The sequence below is a fragment of the Azospira sp. APE16 genome (assembly GCF_047901315.1).
Classification (GTDB): Bacteria; Pseudomonadota; Gammaproteobacteria; order Burkholderiales; family Rhodocyclaceae; genus Azospira; species Azospira oryzae.
In genome coordinates, this window is record NZ_CP179682.1 from 442,311 (window position 1) to 467,291 (window position 24,981).

The 24,981-nt window shown below is 70.2% G+C and carries 20 protein-coding genes and 1 riboswitch; of the genes, 8 read left to right on the forward strand and 12 right to left on the reverse strand.

The window, feature by feature from the left end; genetic code table 11:
• Nucleotides 1–32: 32 nt before the first annotated feature.
• The gene (locus ACLSSQ_RS02280; RefSeq protein ID WP_416243687.1) at nucleotides 33–1,109 is read left to right on the forward strand and encodes a hypothetical protein; all 1,077 of its coding nucleotides are present in this window, start codon (nucleotides 33–35) and stop codon (nucleotides 1,107–1,109) included.
• A 57-nt stretch (nucleotides 1,110–1,166) separates the two neighbouring features.
• Nucleotides 1,167–2,003 (forward strand): DMT family transporter, encoded by an 837-nt coding sequence (locus tag ACLSSQ_RS02285; RefSeq protein ID WP_130459877.1) that lies wholly within the window; start codon nucleotides 1,167–1,169, stop codon nucleotides 2,001–2,003.
• A gap of 12 nt (nucleotides 2,004–2,015) precedes the next feature.
• Here ACLSSQ_RS02285 and ACLSSQ_RS02290 read toward each other — a convergent pair whose 3' ends face one another.
• The gene (locus tag ACLSSQ_RS02290) at nucleotides 2,016–3,128 is read right to left on the reverse strand and encodes an ABC transporter substrate-binding protein (RefSeq protein WP_014235545.1); all 1,113 of its coding nucleotides are present in this window, start codon (nucleotides 3,126–3,128) and stop codon (nucleotides 2,016–2,018) included.
• 142 nt (nucleotides 3,129–3,270) lie between these two features.
• On the opposite strand from ACLSSQ_RS02290, the gene ACLSSQ_RS02295 reads away from it, so the two are divergent.
• Together ACLSSQ_RS02295 and ACLSSQ_RS02300 are read left to right on the forward strand one after the other, a co-directional pair.
• On the forward strand, nucleotides 3,271–4,419 hold the full coding sequence (locus tag ACLSSQ_RS02295) for a trans-sulfuration enzyme family protein (RefSeq protein ID WP_416243688.1): 1,149 nt from the start codon (nucleotides 3,271–3,273) through the stop codon (nucleotides 4,417–4,419).
• 286 nt (nucleotides 4,420–4,705) lie between these two features.
• Nucleotides 4,706–6,559: a Cache 3/Cache 2 fusion domain-containing protein gene (locus tag ACLSSQ_RS02300; protein WP_416243689.1), complete on the forward strand. Its 1,854-nt coding sequence runs from the start codon at nucleotides 4,706–4,708 to the stop codon at nucleotides 6,557–6,559.
• Nucleotides 6,560–6,704: 145 nt separating this feature from the next.
• Here ACLSSQ_RS02300 and ACLSSQ_RS02305 read toward each other — a convergent pair whose 3' ends face one another.
• Nucleotides 6,705–7,808 (reverse strand): NADH:flavin oxidoreductase/NADH oxidase, encoded by a 1,104-nt coding sequence (locus ACLSSQ_RS02305; protein ID WP_416243690.1) that lies wholly within the window; start codon nucleotides 7,806–7,808, stop codon nucleotides 6,705–6,707.
• A gap of 122 nt (nucleotides 7,809–7,930) precedes the next feature.
• Between ACLSSQ_RS02305 and ACLSSQ_RS02310 the strand changes: the two genes are divergently transcribed.
• The gene (locus ACLSSQ_RS02310) at nucleotides 7,931–8,845 is read left to right on the forward strand and encodes a LysR family transcriptional regulator (RefSeq protein ID WP_416243691.1); all 915 of its coding nucleotides are present in this window, start codon (nucleotides 7,931–7,933) and stop codon (nucleotides 8,843–8,845) included.
• Nucleotides 8,846–8,851: 6 nt separating this feature from the next.
• Here ACLSSQ_RS02310 and ACLSSQ_RS02315 read toward each other — a convergent pair whose 3' ends face one another.
• Together ACLSSQ_RS02315 and ACLSSQ_RS02320 are read right to left on the reverse strand one after the other, a co-directional pair.
• Complete coding sequence (locus tag ACLSSQ_RS02315) at nucleotides 8,852–9,112, reverse strand: YkgJ family cysteine cluster protein (RefSeq protein WP_207222272.1); 261 nt, start codon at nucleotides 9,110–9,112, stop codon at nucleotides 8,852–8,854.
• Between the two features lie 11 nt (nucleotides 9,113–9,123).
• The gene (locus tag ACLSSQ_RS02320; RefSeq protein WP_416243692.1) at nucleotides 9,124–11,535 is read right to left on the reverse strand and encodes a phosphoketolase; all 2,412 of its coding nucleotides are present in this window, start codon (nucleotides 11,533–11,535) and stop codon (nucleotides 9,124–9,126) included.
• A gap of 222 nt (nucleotides 11,536–11,757) precedes the next feature.
• Here ACLSSQ_RS02320 and ACLSSQ_RS02325 point away from each other — a divergent pair, with 222 nt between their 5' ends.
• Nucleotides 11,758–12,816 (forward strand): AI-2E family transporter, encoded by a 1,059-nt coding sequence (locus ACLSSQ_RS02325; RefSeq protein WP_014235538.1) that lies wholly within the window; start codon nucleotides 11,758–11,760, stop codon nucleotides 12,814–12,816.
• A 50-nt stretch (nucleotides 12,817–12,866) separates the two neighbouring features.
• Here ACLSSQ_RS02325 and thiC read toward each other — a convergent pair whose 3' ends face one another.
• The gene (thiC, locus tag ACLSSQ_RS02330; RefSeq protein ID WP_014235537.1) at nucleotides 12,867–14,783 is read right to left on the reverse strand and encodes a phosphomethylpyrimidine synthase ThiC; all 1,917 of its coding nucleotides are present in this window, start codon (nucleotides 14,781–14,783) and stop codon (nucleotides 12,867–12,869) included.
• Nucleotides 14,784–14,901: 118 nt separating this feature from the next.
• A riboswitch (TPP riboswitch) is annotated at nucleotides 14,902–14,990 on the reverse strand.
• 123 nt (nucleotides 14,991–15,113) lie between these two features.
• Here thiC and ACLSSQ_RS02335 point away from each other — a divergent pair.
• Nucleotides 15,114–16,550, forward strand: a complete 1,437-nt coding sequence (locus ACLSSQ_RS02335) for a surface-adhesin E family protein (protein WP_416243693.1) — start codon at nucleotides 15,114–15,116, stop codon at nucleotides 16,548–16,550.
• Between the two features lie 58 nt (nucleotides 16,551–16,608).
• Here ACLSSQ_RS02335 and ACLSSQ_RS02340 read toward each other — a convergent pair whose 3' ends face one another.
• On the reverse strand, nucleotides 16,609–18,018 hold the full coding sequence (locus ACLSSQ_RS02340; protein WP_014235535.1) for a PLP-dependent aminotransferase family protein: 1,410 nt from the start codon (nucleotides 18,016–18,018) through the stop codon (nucleotides 16,609–16,611).
• A gap of 141 nt (nucleotides 18,019–18,159) precedes the next feature.
• Here ACLSSQ_RS02340 and ACLSSQ_RS02345 point away from each other — a divergent pair, with 141 nt between their 5' ends.
• Nucleotides 18,160–18,702 (forward strand): hypothetical protein, encoded by a 543-nt coding sequence (locus ACLSSQ_RS02345; protein WP_416243694.1) that lies wholly within the window; start codon nucleotides 18,160–18,162, stop codon nucleotides 18,700–18,702.
• Here ACLSSQ_RS02345 and ACLSSQ_RS02350 read toward each other — a convergent pair.
• From ACLSSQ_RS02350 to ACLSSQ_RS02375, 6 genes are read right to left on the reverse strand one after another with little or no spacing between them, the layout of a single operon-like run.
• Complete coding sequence (locus ACLSSQ_RS02350) at nucleotides 18,695–19,669, reverse strand: bile acid:sodium symporter family protein (protein ID WP_416243695.1); 975 nt, start codon at nucleotides 19,667–19,669, stop codon at nucleotides 18,695–18,697. The two genes, ACLSSQ_RS02345 and ACLSSQ_RS02350, sit on opposite strands and share 8 nt — an antisense overlap.
• A 34-nt stretch (nucleotides 19,670–19,703) precedes the next feature.
• Nucleotides 19,704–21,293 (reverse strand): gamma-glutamyltransferase family protein, encoded by a 1,590-nt coding sequence (locus tag ACLSSQ_RS02355; protein WP_416243696.1) that lies wholly within the window; start codon nucleotides 21,291–21,293, stop codon nucleotides 19,704–19,706.
• Between the two features lie 17 nt (nucleotides 21,294–21,310).
• Complete coding sequence (locus ACLSSQ_RS02360; RefSeq protein WP_416243697.1) at nucleotides 21,311–22,048, reverse strand: GntR family transcriptional regulator; 738 nt, start codon at nucleotides 22,046–22,048, stop codon at nucleotides 21,311–21,313.
• Complete coding sequence (locus ACLSSQ_RS02365) at nucleotides 22,048–23,028, reverse strand: ABC transporter ATP-binding protein (RefSeq protein WP_416243698.1); 981 nt, start codon at nucleotides 23,026–23,028, stop codon at nucleotides 22,048–22,050. Before ACLSSQ_RS02365 ends, ACLSSQ_RS02360 begins: the two co-directional genes overlap by 1 nt.
• The gene (locus ACLSSQ_RS02370; RefSeq protein ID WP_014235529.1) at nucleotides 23,025–24,083 is read right to left on the reverse strand and encodes an ABC transporter ATP-binding protein; all 1,059 of its coding nucleotides are present in this window, start codon (nucleotides 24,081–24,083) and stop codon (nucleotides 23,025–23,027) included. The genes ACLSSQ_RS02365 and ACLSSQ_RS02370 overlap by 4 nt, the downstream gene beginning before the upstream one ends.
• Nucleotides 24,080–24,973 carry an ABC transporter permease gene (locus ACLSSQ_RS02375; protein ID WP_416243699.1) on the reverse strand — a complete coding sequence of 298 codons (894 nt, stop codon included), beginning with the start codon at nucleotides 24,971–24,973 and terminating at the stop codon, nucleotides 24,080–24,082. Before ACLSSQ_RS02375 ends, ACLSSQ_RS02370 begins: the two co-directional genes overlap by 4 nt.
• Between the last annotated feature and the right edge of the window lie 8 nt (nucleotides 24,974–24,981).

Sequence of the window (24,981 nt, forward strand, 5' to 3'; positions counted from 1 at the left end):
CTCTGTGGCTAACGCCTTTTAGGGCCGGCCCCATGCCCCATCTCGTCGTCTACATCTCCGGCCATGGTTTCGGCCACATCGCCCAGACCGGGCCGGTGCTCGATGCCCTGCGGCAGCTGCAACCGGCGTTGCGCCTGACGGTGGTGAGCGGCGCCCCCGAATTCAAGCTGCGCCAGCGCATCGGCGGCGACTTTGCCCTGGTGCCCCGGGCGGCGGATTTCGGCTTCGTCATGAGCGATGCCTTCCGTATCGACCGGGCCGCCAGCGCCGCCGCCTACCGGGACTCCCACGCCGGCTGGGAAGAGCGGGTGGCGGCCGAGGCCGACTTTCTCCAGGGCCTTGATGCCGACCTGCTGCTCAGCAACGTGGCCTACCTGCCCCTGGCGGCGGCGGAGCGCCTGGGCCTGCCGGCCTACGCCATGAGCTCCCTCAACTGGGCCGATCTCTTCGCCCACGAGTTCGCCGGCGAAACCTGGGCGCCGCTCCTCCATGCCCAGATGCTGGCGGCCTACCGCAGCGCCCGCACCTTCTTCCGCCTGGCGCCGGCCATGGCCATGCCGGACCTGCCGCAGGGCCGTACCGTGGACCCGGTGGCCCGGCTGGGAACCAGGCAGGACGGGCTTCTGCGGCAGGTGCTGGGCGTCGCCCAGGGCACCCGGCTGGTGCTGGCGGCCCTGGGCGGCATCGCCACCCGGCTGCCGGCCCAGACCTGGCCGGCGGAGCCGGACCTGCACTGGCTGGTGCCCGCCGCCTGGGGCGTGGCCCGTCCCGACATGAGCGCCTTCGAGCCCCTGGGCTGGGACTTCGCCGACCTCTTGGCCTCCGTGGATGCGGTGGTGGGCAAGCCCGGCTACGGCACTTTCGCCGAAGCCGCCTGCAACGGCACCCCCATGCTCTACGCCCGCCGCCCCGACTGGCCCGAGCAGGAGGCCCTGATTCCCTGGCTGCAGGCCCACGCCGTCTGCCGCGAGGTGGAAGAGTCGGCCTTGCAGGCCGGCGACCTGGGGGCTGCCCTGGCGGCCCTGTGGCAGCAGCCGGTGCCGCCCCGGCCCCAGCCCCGGGGCGCCCTCCAGGTGGCTGCCTGCCTGCATCAGGCCCTGGGCGGTTAGCTTCCTGTAAGGATGGCCGGGCTATGCTGCCGGCTTGTCCGACTTCCGCTTCCGCCCATGTCCCGCAAACAGGTGGTGCTGCTGACCCTGGTGGCCATGCTGGCCTTCGCCGGCAATTCCCTGCTCTGCCGCCTGGCCCTCCAGCAGGGCGGCATGGACCCCGCCTCCTTCACCCTGGTGCGCCTGGGCAGCGGCGCCCTGGTGCTGTGGACCATCATCCGCCTGCGGGGCTTCTCCGGCCTGCCCGGTAGCTGGGGCTCGGCCCTGGCCCTGTTTGCCTATGCGGCGGGCTTTTCCTTTGCCTACGTTTCCCTGGCGGCCGGCACCGGCGCCCTGCTGCTGTTCGGGGCGGTGCAGGTGACCATGATCGGCTACGGCCTGTGGCGGGGGGAACGGCTCTCGCCGCGCCAGCGCCTGGGGCTGCTCCTGGCCCTGGGGGGACTGGTGGGATTGCTGCTGCCGGGGCTGTCGGCGCCGCCCCTGGCCGGGGCCCTGCTGATGCTGGGGGCCGGGGTGGCCTGGGGCGTTTATTCCATCCGCGGCCGGGGCGCGGGGGATGCCACGGCGGTGACGGCGGGCAACTTCCTGCGGGCCGTGCCCCTGGCCCTGGGACTGGGGCTCCTGGCCCTGCCGGGCGTCAATTTCAATGCCGGGGGCGTGCTCTACGCAGTGCTTTCCGGCGGCATCGCCTCCGGTCTCGGTTACGCCCTCTGGTATGCGGCCCTGCGGGGCCTGCAGGCCACCACGGCGGCCACGGTGCAGTTGAGCGTGCCCCTGCTGACCGCCGTCGGCGGCACCCTGTTCCTGGGCGAGGCCGTCAGCCTGCGCCTGGTCCTGGCTTCTGTTGCCATCCTCGGCGGTATCGCCCTGGTGATCCGGGCCCGGGCTGGCTGAGCTGCCCCGGGCTTACTGGAAGACCCGACCGCCCTCGCCGATCATGGCGAAGTCCACCCGGGTGGAGCCGGGGCGGTTGCGCTGGCTGAAGTCGATGGCGTAGCCCCCCAGATCCACCTTGCGCATGGCCTGCAGGGCCTTGAGCACGGCCGGACCGTTGCCGCCGCCCTGGCGCAGGGCGCTCACCAGCACCTTGGCGGCGATGAAGCCCTCCATGGAGCGGGCCGACAGTTCCGGGTCGTTGGCGGCAGCCTTGAGGCGGCTGTATTCCCGGTTGAGGGACAGGGTGTTCTGCTGTTCCAGGGGCACCACCACGGAGAAGGCGTAGCCCCGGGCCAGGCCGGGGCCCAGCTTGTCCAGCAGCTGCTGGGTGTCGATGATGGAAAGGCCGTAGAGGGTGGCCAGGCCGCCCTTCTGCCGGTACTGGCGCACGAATTCGATGGCGGCGGCGGTGGTGGCGCCGAGGAACACCGCCTGGGGATTGGCCTTGAGCACCGCATTGACGGCGGCTTCCACCTTGGTGGTGTTGCGCTCGTAGCCGGCCTGGGCCACCAGGCTGATGCCGTTGCGGGCGGCGGCCACCTCGGCCCCGGCGATCACGTCCGCGCCCAGGGCATCGTCCTGGAATACCAGTCCCACCTGCTTCTGGCCCAGCTGGGAAAGGTGGGCAAAGAGGCGTTCCACCTCGTCCCGGTAGCCGGCCTTGACCACGAACACGCCGGGGGCGCCGATCACGCTGGAGGCGCCGGACACGGCCCCCACCAGGGGCACGTTGCTGCGGGCCAGGATGCCGTCCTTCACCAGGGCTTCCACATTGTTGGTGCCCACGGTGCCGAGGAAGGCCACGGGCGGCTCCTCCTCCTTCAGGCTTTCCTTCACCAGGCGCAGGGTCTCCTCCGGCTTCTGGCCGTCGTCCTTGCGCACCAGGCGGATGGGACTGCCGTTGATGCCGCCCTGGGCGTTGATGTGGTTGATGTAGAGCCGGGCGCCGGCGGCGATGGCCTTGCCGGTGACGGCCTGGGGGCCGCTCAGGGGGGCGATCTGGGCGATCACGATGTCTTTGGCCTGGGCGGCCAGGGGCGCGGTCAGCAGGGCGAACAGGGGCAGCAGGCGGAGAAGGCGCATGGTCGGAACGGCTGGGCGGCAAAGAGGCGGATTCTCGGCAGGGGGCTATGCCCTGTAAATACGGGATTTCCGCCGTCAGGACGGTGGCCCCGCCAGGGGCTTTGGCGCTAAGCTGTGGGCCCCCGTTGCCGAAGCCGCCGCCATGTCCCAGTCGCCCGCCGTCCCCAGCCTTGCTCCCGAAACCCAGGCCGCCCGCGGCGCCGTCCCGGTGGACTCGACCTATCGAGACATCGTGCCGCCCCTGCATCTGGCTACCACCTTCGAGCGGGCCGGTGACGGCAGCTACCCCGGCGGCCGGGTCTATTCCCGGGACGGCAGCCCGGCCTACGACGGGCCCGAAGCCTTGTTGAAGGAGCTGGAAGGCGGCGCCGCCGCGGCCCTCTTCGCTTCCGGCATGGCCGCCGCTTCCGCCGTGTTGCAGGCCCTCAAGCCCGGGGCCCGGGTGGTGGCGCCCCGGGCCATGTACTGGGCCCTGCGCAACTGGATGATCCAGTTTGCCGCCAACTGGCAGCTGACCCTGGACTTCTTCGCCGACGACGCCGAACTGGCGGCCCTGCTGCAGCGCCCGGCGGATCTGGTGTGGCTGGAAACGCCGGCCAATCCCACCTGGGAAATCACCGACATCGCCGCTGCCGCCAAGGCGGCCCACGCTGCCGGCGCCCGCCTGGTGGTGGATTCCACGGTCCCGACGCCGGTGTTCACCCGGCCCCTGGAACTGGGCGCGGACATCGTCATGCACTCGGCCACCAAATATCTCAACGGCCATTCCGACGTGGTGGCCGGGGCCCTGGTGACCAGGGCCGTGGACGACTTCTGGCAGCGCATCAAGACCGTGCGCGCTCTCGGCGGCGCCGTGCTCGGCCCCTTCGAGGCCTGGCTGCTGGCCCGCGGCATGCGCACCCTGTTCCCCCGGGTGCGCACCGCCGCCGCTTCCGCCGCCGCCATCGCCAGCCATTTCCACGGCCACGCCAAGGTCAGCCTGGTGCTCTACCCCGGCCTGGCTTCCCATCCCGGCCACGCCGTGGCGGCGCGGCAGATGCAGGGCGGCTTTGGCGCCATGCTCTCCCTGCGCATCGCCGGCGGCGAGGCGGCGGCCAAGACCGTGGCGGCCCGTCTGCAGGTGTTCCAGCGGGCCACCTCCCTGGGTTCGGTGGAAAGTCTGGTTGAGCACCGGGCCAGCGTCGAGGGGCCGGGCACCTTCTGTCCCGACGACCTGCTGCGCCTGTCCGTGGGGATCGAAAATACGGCCGATCTGATCGCCGACCTGGAGCAGGCCCTGGCCGGGATCTGAGTCCGCGCCTGTCCGCTGCCCCGCCCGAGGGCGGCGGCGGGACAGAATGTCCACCCCGGCCCCAAGAGTGTGCCGGCGGGCGGACAAAATGTCCCCGGGAGCGCCATCGGGCGGCGCTCCCCCTCCGCCTGCACCGCCTGTTTCCCGTCGTTTGCGGCGCCTGCCCCTTGTGGAAACTCCGACTGGGGCTGCGGCCCGGTTGTTGCTACGGTCGCGTTCGCGCCGTTGCCGGCCCATCCGGCCGCAGCGGGCGCGCCGTGCCAACCTGCCCCCATAAGGATGCAAGATGAAAGGACTGGGACTCCAAGCCCGTTTCGCCCTCTTCGGTTTCGCCCCCCTGGTCGTCGCCCTCATCGTCGGTTCCCTGGCCCTGTCGGCCAATGAATCCCGGCGCCTGGAGGCTGACGTGCGCCTGCGTTCGGAAGCCACCGCCGCCGGCGTCATCCAGCTGTTGCAGATGAGCGACAGCCTGATGGGGGAACAGACCCGCAGCGCCATGAAGCTGTTCCGGGAAAAGAGCGCCCAGCTGGGGCCGGTGAGCCTGGGCGAGGCTGTCGCCGTGGGCGGCCAGCATCCCCTCAACCTGCGCTTCGGCGGCCGCCCCCAGGCCCTGGAGACGACCCTGGTGGACAGCGTCAGCAGCATCGCCGGCGGCACCGCCACCCTTTTCGCCCGCCAGGGCCAGGACTTCGTGCGCATCGCCACCAACGTCAAGACGCCGGAGGGCCAGCGGGCCGTGGGCACCCTGCTCAATCCCCAGGGCAAGGCCTACGCCGCCCTGGCCCGGGGCGAGGCCTTCTACGGCCAGGTGGACATCCTCGGCGCGCCCTACCTGACGGGCTACGAGCCCATCGTGGATGCCGGCGGCAAGGTGGTGGGCGCCTGGTACGTGGGTTTCAAGGCCGACCTGGCGGGGCTCAAGGAACTGATCGGCAAGTCCGTCTCCTTCGGCTCCGGCTTCGTCGTCCTGCTGGACGGCCAGGGCAAGCCCTTCCTCCATTCCGACGGCGTCAGCCCCGAATCCATCCAGGCCCGGCTGCAGGAGGCCGCCGGCGAGGCCGGCGCCAGCCACAACTGGGAGGCCATTTTCCGGCCCTTCCCGGCCTGGGGCTTCAAGGTGGCGGTGGTCTACAGCCAGGCGGAAGTGGATGGGGCCGCCCGCCGCGCCGCCCTGCCGGTGCTGCTGGGCGGCCTGGCCATCACCGTGGCCCTGCTGGCCCTGCTTACCTTCGTTTTGCGCCGGGTGGTGCTGGGCCCGATCCGGCAGGCGGTGCGGGCCGCCGACGCCCTGGCCGAGGGCGACCTGACGGTGCATCTGCGGGCCGAGCGGGACGACGAGATCGGCCGTCTGCTGCAATCCATGGAGCGCATGGTGCGGCGCCTGGGGGACATCATCCGCCAGGTGCGGGGCGCCGCCGACAACCTTTCCTCCGCCTCCGAGGAGGTCTCGGCCACGGCCCAGAGCCTGTCCCAGTCCTCCAGCCAGCAGGCGGCCTCGGTGGAGGAGATTTCCGCCACCCTGGAGCAGTCCACCGCCTCCGTCGCCAACAACACGGAGAGCGCCCGCAACACCGAGAGCATGGCCGGCACCGCCGCCAAGGAAGCGGTGGCCGGCGGTGCCGCCGTGGCCGAGAGCGTGGCGGCCATGCAGCAGATCGCCGGCAAGGTGGGCATCATCGACGACATCGCCTACCAGACCAATCTGCTGGCCCTCAACGCCGCCATCGAGGCGGCCCGGGCCGGGGAACACGGCAAGGGCTTCGCCGTGGTGGCGGCGGAAGTGCGCAAGCTGGCCGAGCGCAGCCAGGTGGCGGCCGGGGAGATCGGCACCGTCGCCGCCCAGACCGTGCACCAGGCGGAGCACGCCGGCGAACTGCTGGGGCGCATCGTCCCGGCCATCGGCCGCACTTCCGATCTGGTGCGGGAAATCGCCGCCGCCTCGGAGGAGCAGTCCCACGGCATCGCCCAGATCAACAGCGCCATGGGCCAGCTGAACCAGGCCACCCAGCAGAATGCCGCCGCCTCCGAAGAGCTGGCCGCCACCGCCGAGGAAATGGGCGCCCAGGCCGAGGAACTGCAGCGCCTGATGCACTTCTTCCGGGTGGGTCGGGAGGACGGAGCGGGCGGCGCCAGGGCCTAGGCGGGACGGACTTCTCCGGGTCGCCATGCCGGAGATGCTCGCGCCTGCTTGATCCCAGGCCAGGTGCTTGGTATCGACAAAAAAGGGGACGCCAGGCGTCCCCTTTTTTCATGGCGGCTTTACTGCCGCCCGCCTTGCCGCTGCCTCAGGGCAGGGGCGAGAACACCCCTTCGGCCCCTCGCGGCGCACCGCGCCAGAACTGGGGCGGCGCCTGCACCTGGGCGCCCAGCTCGGCGGCGGCATGCCAGGGCCAGCGCGGGTCGTAGAGCATGGCCCGGGCCACGGCCACCAGGTCCGCATCGCCTTCGGTGACCACGGCCTCGGCCTGCTTGGCTTCGGTGATGAGGCCGACGCCGATGGTGGGCAGGCCGCTGGCTTCCTTCACCTGGCGGGCGAAGGGCAGCTGGTAGCCGGGGCCCACGGGAATCTTCTGTTCCAGGGAAAGGCCGCCGCTGGAGACGTGGATGAAATCGGCGCCCCGGGCCTTCAGCTCCTTGGCCAGCTCCACCGTCTCTTCCGGCGTCCATCCGCCGTCCACCCAGTCCGTGGCGGAGACCCGCATGCCCAGGGCCTTGTGGCGGGGCCACACGGCGCGCACGGCGTCGAACACTTCCAGCACGAAGCGCAGCCGGTTGGCCAGGCTGCCGCCGTATTCGTCGCTGCGCTGGTTGGTGAGGGGGGAGAGAAATTCGTGCATCAGGTAGCCGTGGGCGGCGTGCAGTTCCACCGCGTCGAAGCCCAGGCGGTCGGCCCGGCGGGCGGCGTCGGCGAAGGCCTGCACCAGGCGCTTGATGCCGGCCGCGTCCAGGGCCTGGGGCGCCGCATCGCTGGGATCGAAGGGAACGGCCGAGGGGGCCACGTTGAACCATCCGCCTTCGCTCAGGGGCAGTTGCTTGCCGCCCAGCCAGGGGGCGGCACAACCGCCCTTGCGCCCGGCGTGGGCCAGCTGGATGCCGATGGGCATGGCCGAGTACTGGCGGATGCCGGCCATGACCCGGGCCCAGCCGCTTTCCGTGGCGTCGTCCCACAGGCCCGGGCAGCGGTCGGAGATGCGGCCTTCCGGGCTGACGGCGGTGGCTTCGGCGATGAGCAGGCCGGCGCCGCTGTGGGATAGGTTGCCCAGATGCATCAGGTGCCAGTCGCCGACCACGCCGTTGGCGGCGGAGTACTGGCACATGGGGGCGATGACGATGCGGTTGGGCAGGCTCAGGCCGCCCAGGGCGTAGGGGGTGAACAGTTGGCTGGTCATGGAGAGTCCTCCGGGGAAATTGGGTGTACGCCGAGCAGTATCCGTCAGGACTTGAATCCAATAAATGAAAGTGTTTTGATTTCACAATTCCAAATATCGGAACTAAAAGCGGGGCTCCCGTCATGCTCAACCGCCTGGAAATGCTGCGCCTCTTCGTTGCCGCCGCCGAAGCCAAGAGCTTCAAGGAGGCGGCCCTGCGCCTGCACGTCTCGCCCCAGGCCGTGACTCGGGCGGTGCAGGAGCTGGAGGAACACCTGGGGGAGCTGCTCTTCCACCGCAACACCCGGGCCAACCGCATCACCGATTTCGGAGCCCGTCTGGCGGCGGAGGCCCGCGGCGCCGTGCAGGGCGTCGATGCCCTGTTCCAGCGCGCCAGCTCCCTGCCGGACAACGAGCTCGCCGGCCTGGTGCGCCTCACCGCGCCCAAGGCCCTGGGCCAGCATTTCGTCATGCCCCTGCTGGCCGAACTGGGCCGCGAATTCCCCGGCCTGCGCCTGGACCTGCGCCTCTCGGACCGGCCGGCGGACGTGGTGGACGAGCAGATCGACATCGGCGTGCGGGTGGGCTTTCTGCGGGACAGCCGTTTCGTTGCCCGGGCCGTGGCCAAGGTGCATTTCCACACCGTGGCCAGTCCGGCCCTGCTTGATGCCGTGGGCGAGCCGCTGAGCCTGGCGGACCTGCAGCAGCGGCCGGTGACGGTGGTGATGGACCCGGCCACGGGCAAGCCCTGGCCCTGGTTCCTCAAGGACGGGGAGGAGTGGTTGCCCGGCACCTGGGCCTTCGCCACCGACGAGACCCTGGCCGAGTTCGCCGCGGTGCGGGCCGGCCTGGGCTTCGGCCAGGTGGTGAGCCTGCTTACCATTCCCCTGCTGCGCAGCGGCGAGTTGCGGCGGGTGCTGCCGCAGCTGGAGCCGGACCCGTGGAATCTCTACGTCTATCGGCCTCAGCGGGGCCCGGTGGCGGCCCGCATCCGCCTGGTGTTCGACCGGCTGGTGGAGTTCTTCGCCGACCGGGAGTGCTTCCCCGAGGAGCCCTGAGGGCCGTCAGGCGCCCGGGTGGGTGGCCTGTTCCAGCCGGGTGAGCCAGGCCAGGGCCTCGCCCTGGCTGGCGCCGCACATTTCCGGCGAAGGTTGCAGGCCGCCGCAGACGGCGGGCCGCTCCGGCCGGCCGAAGATGGCGCAGCGGTTGTCTTCCAGCAGCTGGATGCAGCGCACTCCCGCCGGCTTGCCGTCCGGCATGCCGGGAATGGGGGAGGAGATGGAAGGGGCGATGCAGCAGGCGCCGCAGCCCGGGCGGCATTCCAGAACTGCCTCGCTCACGGCTGGCCGCCCCAGGTCCAGGTGTTGATCTCCTCCGGGTCCACCCCATGGCGGTGGGCGTGGGCCCGGCATTGCTGCTGCTTCTGCTCCAGGGCCTGCTTGACGTGGGCGCCGGCCACGGCCAGGCGCGGCACCCGGTCGATGACGTCGATGGCCAGGGAGTAGCGGTCGATCTGGTTGTCCATGGCCAGTTCCAGGGGGGTGCAGATGCTGCCCCGCTCCTTGTAGCCGCGCACATGCAGATTGGCGTGGTTGGGGCGGCGGTAGGCGAGGCGGTGGATCAGCCAGGGGTAGCCGTGGAAGTTGAAGACGATGGGCTTGTCGGCGGTGAACAGGCCGGTCCAGTCCCGCTCGCTGATGCCGTGGGGGTGCTCCTCCGGCGGCGTCAGGGTGAACAGGTCCACCACGTTTACGAAGCGCAGCTTGAGGTCGGGGAAGTGGCGGTAGAGCAGTTCCGCCGCCGCCAGGGCTTCCTGGGTGGCCACATCGCCGCAGCTGGCCAGCACCACTTCCGGCTCGGTGCCCGCCTCGTCGTCGCTGCTGGCCCAGTCCCACAGGCCGATGCCCCGGGCGCAGTGCAGGGCGGCGGCTTCCGCGTCCAGGTACTGCAGGTGGGCCTGCTTGTCGGCGACGATGACGTTGATGACGTCGGTTTTCCCCAGGCAGCGGTCGGCTACCGCCAGCAGGCAGTTGGCGTCCGGCGGCAGGTAGATGCGGGTCACCGCCGGGCTCTTGTTCACCACCAGGTCGAGGAAGCCCGGGTCCTGGTGGGTGAAGCCGTTGTGGTCCTGGCGCCACACGGTGGAGGTGATGAGCAGGTTGAGGGCCCCCACCGGCGCCCGCCAGGGCACGTCCCGGCACATCTCCAGCCACTTGGCGTGCTGGTTGAACATGGAGTCGATGACGTGGGCGAAGGCTTCGTAGGTGGAGAGGAGGCCGTAGCGGCCGGTCAGCAGGTAGCCTTCGAGCCAGCCTTCCAGGGTGTGTTCCGAGAGCATTTCCATGACCCGGCCGTCGGCAGCGAGATGGCCGCCGTCCGCGTCCTCGGGGCGGGATTCCCCCAGCCAGGCCTTGCCGGTGACTTCGAAGACGGCGCCCAGCTTGTTGGAGGCGGTTTCGTCCGGGCCGAAGAGGCGGAAATTGCTGGGGTTCTTTTGCATGATCTGCCCCAGGTGGCGGCCCAGGGGATCGGTGTTGCTGTGGCGGCAGCTGCCCGGGGCGGCGAAGGTGACCGCCTGTTGGCGCCAGTCGGGCCGGTCCAGGGGCAGGCGCAGCAGGCCGCCGTTGGCGTGGGGATTGGCGCCCAGGCGACGGCGGCCCCGGGGGGCGAAGTCCTGCAGCAGGGGCGCCGGTTCGCCGTCCTCGGTGAACAGTTCATCCGGCCGGTAGGACTGCAGCCATTCCTGCAGCAGGCGGCGGTTTTCTTCGTTGTTGCGCGGATCGGCCAGGGGCACCTGGTGAGCCCGCCAGGTGCCTTCCACCTGATGGCCGTCGGCCTGCCTGGGCCCGGTCCAGCCCTTGGGCGAGACGAGCACGATCATGGGCCAGCGGGGCCGCTGCAAGGGGCCCTTGCCGCTGCGGGCCGCCTGCTGGATGGCCCGGATCTCCTCCAGGCATTCGTCCATGGACGCCGCCATGGCCCGGTGCATGGCCGCCGGCTCATGGCCCTCGACGATTTTCGGCGCCCAGCCGTAGCCGGTGAACAGGGCCAGCAGTTCCTCCCGGGGGATGCGGGCCAGGATGGTGGGGTTGGCGATCTTGTAGCCGTTGAGGTGCAGGATGGGCAGCACCGCCCCGTCCCGGGCCGGGTTGAGGAATTTGTTGGAGTGCCAGGCGGTGGCCAGGGGGCCGGTCTCGGCCTCGCCGTCGCCCACCATCACCGTCACCAGCAGATCCGGGTTGTCGAAGGCGGCGCCGAAGGCATGGGAGAGGCTGTAGCCCAGCTCGCCCCCTTCGTGGATGGAGCCTGGCACTTCCGGCGTGCAGTGGCTGCCCAGGCCGCCGGGGAAGGAGAAGTCGCGGCAGAAGCGGGTCAGGCCGGCCAGGCCCCAGCCCCGTTGCGGCTGGCGGTCGCCCAGGCTGCCTTCGAGCCAGGCCGGGCCCAGGATGCCGGGGGCGCCGTGGCCCGGGCCGGCGAGAAAGATGGCGTCCAGGTCGTGGTGGCGGATCAGCCGGGTCAGGTGGGCGTAGGCGAAGGCCAGGCCCGGGCTGGCGCCCCAGTGGCCGAGGGGCCGCTGCTTGATGTGCTCCGGCGCCAGGGGCTGGCGCAGCAGGGGATTGTCCTGCAGGTAGATCATGGCTCCGGCCAGGTAGTTGGCGGCGCGCCAGAAGGCGTCCAGCTGCTGCAGTTCGGCGTCGTCGATGGCGACGGTGGCGCGGGGCGTGGTGGGGGCGGCGGAGGCAGGCATGGCGGGCATCGGCAAGGGCAATGGCGCCATGGTAGGCCATTGGCGCCCCGGCTTACAGTCCGGGCCTTGCCGGGCGCGGTCCGCCGGGCGGGGAAGGCGGGTAATCGTCATGCCGATTTGTTAGCATAGCCGTCGGATGCGGTGCGGCCCGGCACTGCGTCTTTTCGTTTCGAGCACCGCTTCGACCACCGTTTCGACCACGCTTTCCTGGAAATCCTGTCCATGCAGCCCTTCCGTTCTGACCGCATCCTCGGTTTTGCCGCCCTGGGTTTCCTCATCGTCGGTTGCTTCCTGGTGCTGCGCCCCTTCCTTTCCGCCGTGCTCTGGGCGGCAATCCTGGCCACCACGGTGTGGCCGGTGTTCCACTGGGTGGACCAGCGCCTGCCGGGCTGGCGCAACACCTCGGCCCTGCTCACCACCCTGGCTACCGCCCTGGTGCTGGTGGCGCCCTTCATCGTGGTGGCGGTGGGCCTGGGCAGCAACGTGGCGGAACTGGCCGCCGCCACCCGCACCCTGCTGGAGGGCGGCCTGCCCGATGCGCCCCAGTGGCTGCAGGACATCCCTTTCGTCGGCGAACGCCTGCATGCCTACTGGCAGGGCTTCGCCCACAACGGCCAGCGCCTGGTGGCGGAACTGGGCCAGCTGGTGGAGCCGGCCAAGGGCCTGGTGCTGAACGGCAGCCGGGCCATCGGCATGGGGGTCTTCCACCTCATGCTGTCGGTGCTGATCGTCTTCTTCCTCTTCCGCGACGGCGAGGCCGTCACCGCCCACCTCACCGCCGTGCTGGAGCGCCTGGCCGGGGCCCGGGGGCGGCGCCTGCTGCACCTGGCCCACGGCACCGTGGGCGGCGTGGTGTACGGCATCATCGGCACCGCCCTGGCCCAGGGCGTCCTGGCCGGCATCGGTTTCGCCGTGGCCGGGGTGCCCGGCGCCCTGCTGCTGGGCCTGGCCACCTTCTTCCTTTCCGCCGTGCCCGTGGGGCCGCCCCTGATCTGGGGGCCGGCCGCCTTCTGGCTGTTCCAGCAGGGGGAGCTGGGCTGGGCCATTTTCGTCGCCGCCTGGGGCTTCTTCGTCGTCAGCACCGTGGACAACGTGCTCAAGCCCCTCATCATCAGCCGCGGCGCCAGCCTGCCCTTCATCCTGGTGCTGCTGGGGGTCCTCGGCGGCGTTCTCGCCTTCGGCTTCATCGGCGTCTTCCTCGGCCCCACCCTGCTGGCGGTGGGCTACCGGCTGATGACCGAATGGACCGCCGGTCTGGCGGAAGGCATGCCCCGGGAATGAAAAACGGCGGCCTGATGGCCGCCGTTTCCGGGTGAGCTGCCGCCGCTGCCTCAGACCTTGCGGTAGAGCTCGGCGCCGCTCTTCACGAATTCCACCGCCTTGGTCTCCATGCCCTTCTCCAGGGCCTCGGCTTCGCCGATGCCCTGCTGGGCGGCGAAGTCGCGCACGTCCTGGGTGATCTTCATGGAGCAGAAGTGGGGGCCGCACATGGAGCAGAAGTGGGCCACCTTGGCCGATTCCTTGGGCAGGGTCTCGTCGTGGAAGGACTTGGCCTTGTCCGGGTCCAGCCCCAGGTTGAACTGGTCGTCCCAGCGGAACTCGTAGCGGGCCTTGGACAGGGCGTTGTCGCGGATCTGGGCGCCCGGGTGGCCCTTGGCCAGGTCGGCGGCGTGGGCAGCCAGCTTGTAGGTGATGATGCCTTCCTTGACGTCGTTCTTGTCCGGCAGGCCCAGGTGTTCCTTGGGCGTGACGTAGCAGAGCATGGCGGTGCCGTACCAGCCGATCATGGCGGCGCCGATGCCGCTGGTGATGTGGTCGTAGCCGGGGGCGATGTCGGTGGTCAGGGGGCCCAGGGTGTAGAAGGGCGCTTCCTTGCAGTGCTTCAGTTGCAGGTCCATGTTCTCCTTGATCATGTGCATGGGCACATGGCCGGGACCTTCGATGATGGTCTGCACGTCGTGCTTCCAGGCGATGTCGGTGAGTTCGCCCAGGGTTTCCAGCTCGCCCAGCTGGGCCTCGTCGTTGGCGTCGTAGATGGAGCCGGGACGCAGGCCGTCACCGAGACTGAAGGCCACGTCGTAGGCCTTCATGATTTCGCAGATGTCCTCGAAATGGGTGTAGAGGAAGCTTTCCTTGTGATGGGCCAGGCACCACTTGGCCATGATGGAGCCGCCGCGGGAGACGATGCCGGTCATGCGGTTGGCGGTCATGGGGATGTAGCGCAGCAGCACGCCGGCGTGGATGGTGAAGTAGTCCACGCCCTGCTCGGCCTGCTCGATCAGGGTGTCGCGGAAGATTTCCCAGGTCAGCTCCTCGGCCTTGCCATTCACCTTCTCCAGGGCCTGATAGATGGGCACGGTGCCGATGGGCACGGGGCTGTTGCGGATGATCCATTCCCGGGTTTCGTGGATGTTCTTGCCGGTGGACAGATCCATCACCGTGTCGCCGCCCCAGCGGGTGGACCAGGTCATCTTGTCCACTTCCTCGCTGATGGAAGAACCCAGGGCGGAGTTGCCGATATTGGCGTTGATCTTCACCAGGAAGTTGCGGCCGATGATCATGGGCTCGCTTTCCGGGTGGTTGATGTTGTTGGGGATGATGGCGCGGCCCCGGGCCACTTCGGAACGCACGAATTCCGGGGTGATCTCCTGGGGAATGGCGGCGCCGAAATCCTGCCCCTTGTGCTGGCGGCCCAGCAGCTTGACCATTTTTTCGCCCATGGGGCCGGTGTTGCGCAGGTTTTCCAGGTACTGCTGGCGATTCAGGTTTTCCCGGATGGCCACGTATTCCATTTCCGGGGTGATGATGCCTTTGCGGGCGTAGTGCATCTGACTGACGTTGGCGCCGGCCTTGGCGCGGCGGGGCTTGCGGTGCAGACCGGGGAAGCGCAGTTCGTCCAGGGCCGGGTCGGCGGCCCGCTGGCGGCCGTATTCGCTGGTTAGGTCGGGCAGCACCTCAGTGTCGCCCCGCTCCTCGATCCACTGCTGGCGCAGGGCCGGCAGGCCGGAACGGATGTCGATTTTGGCGTTGGGGTCGGTGTAGGGGCCGGAACAGTCGTAGACGTAGATGGGCGGGTTCTTCTCGCCGCCGAAACCGGTGGGGGTGTCGGCCTGGGAAATTTCCCGCATGGGCACCCGGATGTCGGGGCGGGAGCCCTCGACGTAGATCTTGCGGGAATTGGGCAGGGGCTGGACCGCCGCTTCGTCCACTTGGGCGGCGGTGGCAATGAATTTGTCGTTGGCGTTCATGGTGTCTCCTTGCTGGGGAGGGGGTGCGGTAGCGCGGCCGGGAGGCCGGCGGGACGGACCCGGTCAGGCAAAGGTGCAAGGAGGGGCGAGGGAGGGCGCAAGAGGCGGCCCGGCGACGCTTTCCCTACGACGGCATTACCCGTACAGGTCATAAGGGTATTTCTCAGCCGGAAGCCAGTATTTCCAAGGCTTTCAGGCACCCCCAAGGTACGGGCGCAAGTTACTGGAAAGCCTGGGAAAATGCAAGAAAAGCCGAGCCGGGCCTAAAGTTTTTCTTTTGCCATCCGTCAGAGTAACGTTAGCCCAAAATAACGAGCAGAGAGACGCGCCATGCCCGCCCTCGAGACAAATCCCATTTCCGCCCCCGCCACCCTGACCCGGGGAGCGCTGACCACGGCCCTGCTGCTGACGGCCGGCCTGCTGCAGGCCGCTCCGAGCGCGGCGCCGACCAAGGTGGGCGACGACGGCCGCACCTGGCAGGCCATCTCCACCGAGCCCGGCAAGCGCATCGAGGTGGACCGGGCCAGCATCAAGCGGGACGAGTCGGGCAAGGTGTCGGCCTGGGGCCGCATCGTCCTGGAGAAGGACCTGCCCGACGCCCAGAGCGCCAGCAATTACCGCAGCATCGAGGCCCTGGGCCGTTACGACTGCAGCAACCGCACCTACGCCACCCTGAAGCGGGTCTATGTGAAGGCCAGCGGCGAACTGCTGCGGGAAGAGGAAATCAAGGTGGCCACCGACATGCCGGTGCGCGCCAACACCCTGGACGACAAGCTGCTGCGGGACATCTGCCGGCCCACCACGGCGGCGGACATGCGCAAGCTGACCCAGGCCACCGTGGCCAAGGCCAATGTGGCGGCCGAGGAGCTGAAGAAGGCCAACGAGGAGATGGTGAAGAAGGCGGTGCAACGGGAATCCACCCAGGCGCCGACCCCGGTGAAGAGCCTGGAGCACATGGAAATCCAGAAGCCCCAGGCAGCCCCGGCCTACATCCCGCGTCCGGCGCCCTACACGGCGGCGGCACCCCGGGCAGCCAAGCCCCGCCCCGCTGCCAAGCCGGAGGGGCTGGAGGGGGCCGAGCAGCACCACGCCATCCACTGGTCCTACGAAGGAGAAGGCGGGCCGGACTTCTGGGGCCGCCTCAAGCCCGATTTCGCCACCTGCGACAAGGGCCGGCGCCAGTCGCCCATCGACATCTGGGACGGCATCCGCGTCGATCTGCCGCCCATCGAGTTTTCCTACCGGCCCACCCGCTTCCGCCTGGTGGACAACGGCCACACCCTGCAGGCCTCCTTCGGCCACGGCAGCCTGACCCATCTGGGCAAGACCTACGACCTGGTCCAGGTGCACTTCCACCGGCCCTCGGAAGAGCGGGTGAACGGCAAGGTCTTCGACATGGTGGCCCACATGGTGCACCGCTCCGACGACAACCAGCTGGCGGTGGTGGCGGTGCTGCTGGAGAAGGGCGCCCAGGAACACCCGGTGATCCAGACCCTGTGGAACTACATTCCCCTGGAGAAGAACCAGGAAGTGCTGCCGCCCGACGCGGCGGTGGATCTCAACCAGCTGCTGCCGGAAAAGCGCGGCTACTACACCTACATGGGTTCCCTCACCACGCCGCCCTGCAGCGAAGGCGTGCTGTGGCTGGTGATGCAGCAGCCGGTGCAGGTTTCGGCCCAGCAGATCGCCATCTTCTCCCGCCTCTACCGCAACAACGCCCGCCCGGTGCAGCCCTCCAACGGCCGCCTGATCAAGGAATCGCGCTAGGCGCCGGTTTCTTCATGGATGTTTGACCGCCGGGCGCCTGAGGGCGCCCGGCGTCGTTTCAGCCCCGGCCCAGGGTCTCGCCGAGGAAGCGCTCCAGACGCGGGTCCTGGGTGTAGCCCACGTTGAAGCGGATCCAGGGCGAGGCCTGCAGCTGGGGACGGAAGATGTGGCCCGGGGCCAGCATGATGTCCGCCGCCGCGGCCTGGGTGGCCAGCCGCGCCGCGTCCTCCAGGCCCGGCGCCCGGGCCCAGACGAACATGCCGCCGGCCGGTTCGGCGTAGGCCTCCATGCCCACCCGTTCCAGCAGGCGCAGGGTCTTGTCCGCCGCTTCCCGCAGGCGGCCGTGGATGCGCTCCAGGTACTTGCGGTAGTGGCCGGCGGTGAGCATTTCGTAGACCAGCTGTTCCGCCACTTCCGAGGTGGAGACGCAACTGACGATCTTGACGTCGGTGAGGGCCGCCATCAGGTCCGGCCGGCCGGCGACGAAGCCCACCCGCAGGTTGGCCGAGAGGGTCTTGGAGAAACTGCCGACGTAGACCACCCGCTGCAACTGGTCCAGGGTGGACAGGCGGGTGGCGCCGCCGGGGTGGAAGTCGCCGTAGGTGTCGTCCTCCACCAGCAGGAAGTCGTGCTTCTCCGCCAGCTGCAGGATGCGGAAGGCGTTGGCCGGCGAGAGATTGCAGGCGGTGGGGTTCTGCAGCACCGAATGGGTGAAGAAGGCCCGGGGCCGGTGCTCCGCCAGCAGGGATTCCAGGGCCTGGGGATCGGGGCCGTCCTGGCCCCAGGGTACGCCCACCAGCTGCACTCCGTGCAGGCGCAGGTTGGCGAACAGGTTCCAGTAGCCCGGGTCGTCCACGAAGACGCAGTCGCCGGGCTTGAGCAGCAGGCGGATGAGCAGGTCCAGGCCCTGGGTGGCACCGTGGCTGAGCATGATCTGCCCGGGCTGGGCGGCGATGCCCAGGTCCGCCAGCTTGAGCCGCACCTGTTCCCGCAGGGGGGCGAAGCCCAGGGGCGTGCCGTAGCAGGTCAGCTTGACCTCGTCGCGCCGGGCCAGGGCCCGCAGCTGGCGCCGCACCCCTTCCTGGTCGTGCCATTCCGGCGGCAGCCAGCCGACGCCCACCTTGAGCCGGTTGGGCGAATCCTCCAGGCTCTGGTGCAGCACCCCGGCGTTGTCGAAGGCCCGGGCCACCTGGCCGGCCACCGGCTCCGCCGCGGCCTGGGGCAGGCTGCGGGCCTCGACATAGAAGCCGGAACCGCGGCGGGACTTGAGCAGGCCCTGGGCTACCAGCCGGTCGTAGGCCTCCACCACGGTGAAGCGGCTGACGCCGTGGTTGTCGGCGAAGTGGCGGATGGGCGGCAGGCGCATGCCGGGGCGCAGCAGCCGGTCCTCGATGCGGGCGCGGACGCCGGCGACGATCTGGTCCACCAGGGGCTGGGGGGAATCGGGATTGAGGGAGAGGTTCAGCATCTGTTCGCTCCTGGGACGGGATTGGCCCGGTGTTTTCACCGGAACAGTGTCGCGGTCGGATGGGCTGATTGTATATTCCGATGGAAAAAAGTGTTCGCTATTGTCAGGTCTCCCATTGTCGTTTGGCCCAAGGAGCCCGCCATGGCCTGTCACGAGCACCTCCATCCCCGTCTGCCCCTTCCCCTGCTGCTGGTGGGCTGTGCCCTGGCCATTGCCGCCGCCGCCCTGCTGCTGGGGGCCGGCATCGGGGCGGGCGGTGCCGGTACGGCGGAGACGATGCCGGGCATGAGCCGGGTGGAGTGGCGGGAGGCCGGCCTGCTCTATCTGGCGGACCAGCGCAACGGCCAGGTGCGGGTGTTCCGCCTGCGGGGCGACCTGCCGGTGCCGGTGGCCACCCTGGCGCCGGGCCCCCGGCGCAGCATCCGTGCCCTGGGCCTGGATGGGGCCGCGGAGCGCCTGTGGGTGCTGGATGTGGCCGGCCTCAGCCTCTACGATGCCCGCAGCCAGGTGCTGCTGGGCCACTGGCCGGCTCCCGCCGGGGTGGCGTTCCAGTCCCTGCTGGAGGGGACGTCGCCCTCCCGTCCCCTGGCCGTGCTGGCGGCGGACGGGGCCGAGTACCGCCTGGGCGCCGCCGACCTGATGGCCGGTGGCCGCCCCGCCTGGCAGGTGCGCCGGGCTAGCTAGGGGTGGCCTCGGCACCGCTCCAGCGCTGGGCCAGCATGCCGCCGGCCAGCAGCTGCAGCGGGTGGTAGATCATGATCGGCAGCAGGATGAGGCCGATGGCCGGATTGGCGCCGAAGATCAGGTGGGCCATGGGCACGCCCGAAGCCAGGGTCTTCTTCGAGCCGCAGAAGACGCTGGCGATGCGGTCTCCCCGGGGCATGCCGAGCAGCCGGGCGCCCCACTGGGTGAGGGCCAGCACGAGGAGGAAGAGCAGGGCGCAGCCGGCCACCGTCTGCAGCAGCAGCAGGGGGTTGTAGCGGGACCACACCCCTTCCTTCACCGTGTCGGCGAAGGAGGTGTAGACCAGCAGCAGGATGGTGATGCGGTCCACCTTCTGCAGCAGGCCCTTGTGCCTGCTGGCCCAATCCTTCAGCAGGGGGCGGCTGAACTGGCCCAGGACCAGGGGCAGCACCACCCACAGCAGCAGGTCCACGATCACCGGGCCGACGGCGAAATTGCCGCCGCTCTGGTGCAGCACCCAGGCCATCCACAGGGGCGTCAGCAGCACGCCGATGAGGCTGGAGAGGGTGGCGTTGAACACCGCCGCCGCCACATTGCCCCGGGCGGCGATGGTCAGGGCCACCGAGGAGGAGACGGTGGAAGGCAGGGCGCACAGGTAGAAGAAGCCGATCTGCAGCGGCGCCGCCATCCAGCCGGCGCTGCCCCACAGCAGGGCGACGCCCAGCAGGGGGAAGAGGAGGAAGGTGCTGCACTGGACCAGCAGATGCACCCGCCAGCGCAGGGCGCCGTCCTTCATCGAGGCCAGGGACAGGGCCAGGCCGTTGAGGTAGAAGACCAGGGCCACCCCCAGCTTGTTGAGCAGCTCCGGCTGCAGGAAGCCGCCCTTGGCGCCGGGCTCGGGCCAGAGGAAGGCCAGCAGCACCGCCCCCAGCATGCCCTTCATGAACCAGTCGAATTTGAATCCCATCGTGTTGTCTCCCTGGGGAAATGTCCGTGACGCCTTACCAGGCCGCCACGCAGCCGTCGCTGCGGGGGTCCTCGCCGCCCTCGATCCAGCCGTCCGGATGCAGCACCAGGGCCCCGGCGTGGCCCATGCGCTCGTCGAAGTCGCCGGCCATTTCCACCGGATGCCCCATGGCCCGCAGGCGTTCCACCAGGGCCGGGTCGTAGCGGGATTCCAGTTTCAGGGTGGTGCTCTGCTCGGCCCAGGTGCGGCCCAGCAGCCAGCGCGGCGCCGCCACGGCGGAACGCACGTTGTGGCCGCCCCAGACGTAGCGGGAGAAGACGGCGGCCTGGGTCTGGGGCTGGCCCTCGCCGCCCATGGTGCCGTAGACCAGCAGGCGGCCGTCGTCCAGCTGGGCCAGGGCCGGATTGAGGGTGTGGAAGGGCTTGCGGCCCGGGGCCAGGGTGCGCAGCCGGCCCGGGCGCAGGTCGAAAGAGCAGCCCCGGTTCTGCCACCAGATGCCGCTCTCGGGTAGCACCACGCCGCTGCCGAATTCGAAGTAGATGCTCTGGATCATGCTCACCGCCCGGCCGGCGCTGTCGATGGCGCCCATCCAGGTGGTGTCGCCATCCGACATGGGGGCCGGCCAGGGGCTGGCCTGCTCCAGGGGAATGGCGGCGGCCAGGCGTTCCACCAATCCGTCTGCCAGCAACTCCCGGGGATCGATCTGCATCGAACCCGGGTCGCCCACGTGGCGGTCCCGCTGCAGGAAGGCCTGTTTGGTGGCCTCCACCAGGGCGTGGATACCCTCCGCGTTGTCCGGGTTCCAGCCTTCCCGGCGGATGCGGTCATAGATGGCGAGGATGAGCAGGGAGGCGACGCCCTGGGTCGGCGGCGCCTGGTTGTACACGGTGCCGACGGAGAGCTTCACCGCCAGCGGGTCCTGCAGGGAGGCCCGGTGGGCGGCCAGGTCGGCGCCGCTGACGGGGCTGCCCACCCGGGCCAGGTCCCGGGCGATGACGCCGGCCAGGTCGCCTCGGTAGAAGTCCTCCGCCCCGGCCCGGCCCAGCTGCTCCAGGGTCTCCGCCAGACGGGGGAAACGGTGTTGCTGGCCGTACACCGGCAGTTGGCCGTGGTTGAGGAAGGCGGCGGCAAAGCCCGGCTGCTCCCGCAGTTCCGCCAGCTTGGCCCGGGTGTTGTCCTGCTGGCTGCGGGTCACGGGGAAGCCGTGGCGGGCATAGTGGATGGCGCTTTCCAGCAGGCGGGAGAGGGGCAGGCGGCCGCCCCAGGCCGCCCGGCTGTGGGCGTGGGCGGCGGCCCAGCCGGAGACGGTACCGGCCACCGTGTTGGCGGCCAGGGGGCCGCGCCAGGGAATGCTTTCCAGGTTGCCGTAGAGCTCCGGGGTGACCTGGGCGCCGGCGGCACCGCAGGCGTCGATGGAGCGCACCGGCTGGCCGGGGGCGTGCAGCAGCCAGAAGCCGTCGCCGCCGATGCCGGTCATGTGGGGATAGACCACGGCCAGGGTGGCGGCCACGGCGATGGTGGCCTCGATGGCGTTGCCGCCTTCGCGCAGGATGTCGAGCCCGGCCTGGGCTGCCAGGGAATGGGAGGCGACGACGGCGCCGCGGGTTCCGAGTACGGGATTCATGGAATGGCCTTTCGCGATCAGGGCAGGGGGTCGGGCGGGAGGGGGGCGGAAGCGGCGGCCGGGGCGTTGCCCCAGGCCGGCGCCGCCCGGGTGGTGGCGCTGCGGGCGGAGATGAGGTGGGAGCGCATTTCCCGGTAGGTGGTGATGACGTCGTGGGCCAGGATGGCCTCCACGATCACCGAGTGCTCCTCGAAGGATTCGCTCATGCGCTCCAGGTTGCGGAACTGGGTGCGGCGGAAGCTGGAGACCCGGTCCCGCAGGCTGGTGGCCATGTCGATCAGCACCGGGTTGTAGCAGCCGCGGATGATGGTGGCGTGGAGGGCGATGTTGGCTGCCTCGTAGCGTTCGATGTCGCCGGCCTGCATGGCGGCCCGGCCCTCGGCGTGGTGCTGGCGCATGGCGGCCCGGTCCGCCTCGCTCATGCGCAGGGCGGCGTGGCGGGCGCAGGCGGCCTCCAGTTCGGCGATGGCCTCGAACATGTGGTTGAGCTGTTCCACCGACAGGGCGGCCACCACCGAGCCCCGGTTGGGGCGGGTCTCCACCAAGCCCATGATGGCCAGCTGCTTGAGGGCCTCCCGCACCGGGGTGCGGGAGACGGCGAAGCGGGCGGCCAGGGTCACTTCGTCCAGGCGGGTGCCGGGGGCCAGCTGGCCGAGGACGATCTCGTCGGCAATCCTGCGGCAGACGTCCTCCGCCAGGCTGCCCCGGCTGCGCCCGGCCTCCGGCGGGGCGGCGGTGTGGATGGCGCTTTCCATCAGGCGGCCTCCCCCAGCAGGCGCACCGGATGCCAGCAGGCCAGGGTGCGGGCGCCCTGCTGCTCCAGGGGCGGGATGTCGCGGTGGCAGCGCTCGCTGGCGTGGCTGCAGCGGGGGGCGAAGCTGCAGCCCGGGGGCAGGGCGGCCAGGTCCGGCGGCGAGCCGGGGATGGCCTCCAGGGGGCGGCCCCGGTGCTCGTGGCCGACGGTGGCCGCCAGCAGGCCCCGGGTGTAGGGGTGGCAGGGCTGGCGCACCAGCTGGCCCACCGGGCCCTGCTCGACGATGCGGCCGGCGTACATGACGGCGATGCGGTCGGCCACCTCCACCGCGGCGCCGATGTCGTGGGTGACGAAAATCACCGACATGCCGGTTTCCCGCTGCAGCTCCCGCAACAGCAGCAGGATCTGGATCTGTACCGTGGCGTCGAGGGCGGTGGTGGGCTCGTCCGCCAGCAGCAGCTTGGGCTTGCAGGCCAGGGCCAGGGCGATCATGGCACGCTGGCGCATGCCGCCGGACAGCTCGTGGGGATAGGCGTCGAAGCGGCGGCGGGCCTGGGGAATCTGCACCCGCTCCAGCATGGCCAGGGCCCGGGCGGCGGCGGTGGCCTGGTCCACGCCCTCGTGCACCCGCACCGCCTCGCTGATCTGCTGGCCGATGGTGTACACCGGGTCGAAGGCCAGGCCCGGCTCCTGGAACACCATGGAGACGGTGCCGCCCCGGTAGCGGTCCAGCTCCCGGCCGCGCAGGGCCAACACGTCCTGGCCGTCCACCCGGATGCGGCCGGCGGTGCGGGTGTGGCGCTCCGGGTGCAGGCGCAGCAGGGTGCGCAGGGTGACGCTCTTGCCCGAGCCCGATTCCCCCAGCAGTCCCAGCACTTCGCCCTGGCCCAGTTCCAGGCTCACCTGGTTGAGGGCGCTGGCGCGGCGGGCGCCGTGGAACTGCACGGTCAGATCCTGGATGGAGACGAGCGGGGTAGTCATGGACGTTGCTCCTGGTGGGCTTCCGGGTGGCCGGAAGCGGGATCGTTGAGATGGCAGGCCGCCAGGTGCTCGCTATGGCGGCCCATGTCCCGCAGGGCCGGCGTGGCGCTGGCGCAGACGGCGTGGGCGTGGGGGCAGCGGTCGCGGAAGCGGCAGCCGCTGGGCGGGTTGATGGGGTTGGGCGGGTCGCCGGCCAGGGGCGAGGCCTGGGTGCGGTGCTCCGGGTCCATGGAGGGCACGGCGGAGAGCAGGGCCCGGGTATAGGGGTGGGCCGGCTGGCCGTAGATGCGCTCCACCGGGCCGCTCTCGATGACCTGGCCCAGGTACATCACCATCACGTAGTCCGACAGGTAATGCACCACGTGCAGGTCGTGGGAGATGAAGAGATAGGTGAGCTGGCGCTCCGCCTTCAGCTCCTGCAGCAGGTTGAGCACCTGGGCCTGGACCGACTTGTCGAGGGCCGCCACGGCCTCGTCCAGGATCACCAGGCGCGGGTCGAAGGCCAAAGCCCGGGCGATGTTCACCCGCTGCCGCTGGCCGCCGGACAGCTCGTGGGGATAGCGGCCGGCGAAGTGGCTCGGGTCCAGCCCCACCCGGTCGAGCAGTTCCCTGGCCTGGTGGTCGGCTCGGGCGATGCCGTGCACCCTGGGCCCGTAGGCGATGGTTTCGGCGATGGTGAGGCGGGGATTGAGGGAGGCGAAGGAATCCTGGAACACCATCTGCAGGTTGCGGCGGAACTCCTTGAGGCGCAGGCCGCGGAATTCCTCCACCCCCTCGCCGTCGAAGATCAGCTCGCCCGCATCGGCGGGCATCAGCCGGGCCACCAGGCGGGCGGTGGTGGATTTGCCGCAGCCGGATTCGCCGACGATGCCCAGGGTCTTGCCCTTGGGGACGGAGAAATTGACCCCGTCCACGGCGTGGACGAACTTGCGTTCCCGGTCCAGGGGGCTGCTGCGTACGGGAAAGTGCTTCTTCAGGTCGCGCACGATGAGCAGGGGCTGGGCGGGGCCGCCCATGTCGTGGGGGGCGGGCGTGGGGGCGAGGGCGGCGTTCATTTGCGGATGTCCATGGCGGAGCGCACGCTGTCAGCGAGCAGGTTGAAGGCGATGGAAGTGACGAAGATCAGCACGCCGGGCAGGGCGGCGACCCAGGGATTGCTGTAGATGGCCGAGCGCAGGGTGTTGAGCATGAGGCCCCACTCGGGTTCCGGCGGCTTCACCCCGAGACCGAGGAAGGACAGGCCCGAGGCCAGGATCATGCTGACGCTGAGGAGGCCGGTGGCATAGACGAAGACCGGTCCCAGCACATTGCCCAGCACGTGGGTGCGGATGATGGAGAAGGCCCCGGCGCCGCTCATGCGCGCCGCCTCGATGTAGTCCAGCTGGCGCACCTGGGTGGTGACGCTCTCGGCCACCCGCACCACCTGGGGCACGAAGACCAGGGTCAGGGCGATCAGGCTGTTGCTCATACCTGGCCCCAGGGCGCCTGAGATGGCCACCGCCAGCAGCACCGAGGGGAAGGCGTAGAAGATGTCGAGCACGCGCATGATGGCCATGTTCACCCGGCCACCGACGTAGCCCGCCAGGAGGCCGATGGTGGTGCCGATGCCGAAGGCCGCCAGCACCGGCACCACACCCATGAGCAGGGAGAGGCAGCCGCCGTGCATGAGGCGGCTGAGCAGGTCGCGGCCCAGCTCGTCGGTGCCGAGAAGGAAGCCGGGGCTGCCGATGGGCAGCAGGCGCTTGATCATGCTGGCCTTGTAGGGATCGGCCGGGGCCAGCCAGGGCGCGAAGACGGCGGCGCCGACGATCAGCAGCAGCACGGCGGCGCTGGCCATGGCCATGGGGTCGCGCCGCAGCTGGCGCCACACCACGGTCCAGTAGCTGCGGCTGGGCTGGGCCGGCGCCGCAGCGGCCGGCAGGGGGAGGGGAAGGGTTGCGGACATGGTCGTTC

Bases quoted from the DNA above. Each gene is read 5' to 3' on its own strand.
- ACLSSQ_RS02340 (WP_014235535.1), bottom strand. From the start codon at position 18,018: ATGCTGAACCTCTCCCTCAATCCCGATTCCCCCCAGCCCCTGGTGGAC.
- ACLSSQ_RS02370 (WP_014235529.1), bottom strand. From the start codon at position 24,083: ATGAACGCCGCCCTCGCCCCCACGCCCGCCCCCCACGACATGGGCGGC.
- ACLSSQ_RS02335 (WP_416243693.1), top strand. From the start codon at position 15,114: ATGCCCGCCCTCGAGACAAATCCCATTTCCGCCCCCGCCACCCTGACC.
- ACLSSQ_RS02345 (WP_416243694.1), top strand. From the start codon at position 18,160: ATGGCCTGTCACGAGCACCTCCATCCCCGTCTGCCCCTTCCCCTGCTG.
- ACLSSQ_RS02280 (WP_416243687.1), top strand. From the start codon at position 33: ATGCCCCATCTCGTCGTCTACATCTCCGGCCATGGTTTCGGCCACATC.
- ACLSSQ_RS02290 (WP_014235545.1), bottom strand. From the start codon at position 3,128: ATGCGCCTTCTCCGCCTGCTGCCCCTGTTCGCCCTGCTGACCGCGCCC.
- thiC (WP_014235537.1), bottom strand. From the start codon at position 14,783: ATGAACGCCAACGACAAATTCATTGCCACCGCCGCCCAAGTGGACGAA.
- ACLSSQ_RS02325 (WP_014235538.1), top strand. From the start codon at position 11,758: ATGCAGCCCTTCCGTTCTGACCGCATCCTCGGTTTTGCCGCCCTGGGT.
- ACLSSQ_RS02285 (WP_130459877.1), top strand. From the start codon at position 1,167: ATGTCCCGCAAACAGGTGGTGCTGCTGACCCTGGTGGCCATGCTGGCC.
- ACLSSQ_RS02365 (WP_416243698.1), bottom strand. From the start codon at position 23,028: ATGACTACCCCGCTCGTCTCCATCCAGGATCTGACCGTGCAGTTCCAC.
- ACLSSQ_RS02375 (WP_416243699.1), bottom strand. From the start codon at position 24,973: ATGTCCGCAACCCTTCCCCTCCCCCTGCCGGCCGCTGCGGCGCCGGCC.
- ACLSSQ_RS02360 (WP_416243697.1), bottom strand. From the start codon at position 22,048: ATGGAAAGCGCCATCCACACCGCCGCCCCGCCGGAGGCCGGGCGCAGC.
- ACLSSQ_RS02305 (WP_416243690.1), bottom strand. From the start codon at position 7,808: ATGACCAGCCAACTGTTCACCCCCTACGCCCTGGGCGGCCTGAGCCTG.
- ACLSSQ_RS02320 (WP_416243692.1), bottom strand. From the start codon at position 11,535: ATGCCTGCCTCCGCCGCCCCCACCACGCCCCGCGCCACCGTCGCCATC.
- ACLSSQ_RS02350 (WP_416243695.1), bottom strand. From the start codon at position 19,669: ATGGGATTCAAATTCGACTGGTTCATGAAGGGCATGCTGGGGGCGGTG.
- ACLSSQ_RS02310 (WP_416243691.1), top strand. From the start codon at position 7,931: ATGCTCAACCGCCTGGAAATGCTGCGCCTCTTCGTTGCCGCCGCCGAA.
- ACLSSQ_RS02295 (WP_416243688.1), top strand. From the start codon at position 3,271: ATGTCCCAGTCGCCCGCCGTCCCCAGCCTTGCTCCCGAAACCCAGGCC.
- ACLSSQ_RS02355 (WP_416243696.1), bottom strand. From the start codon at position 21,293: ATGAATCCCGTACTCGGAACCCGCGGCGCCGTCGTCGCCTCCCATTCC.
- ACLSSQ_RS02300 (WP_416243689.1), top strand. From the start codon at position 4,706: ATGAAAGGACTGGGACTCCAAGCCCGTTTCGCCCTCTTCGGTTTCGCC.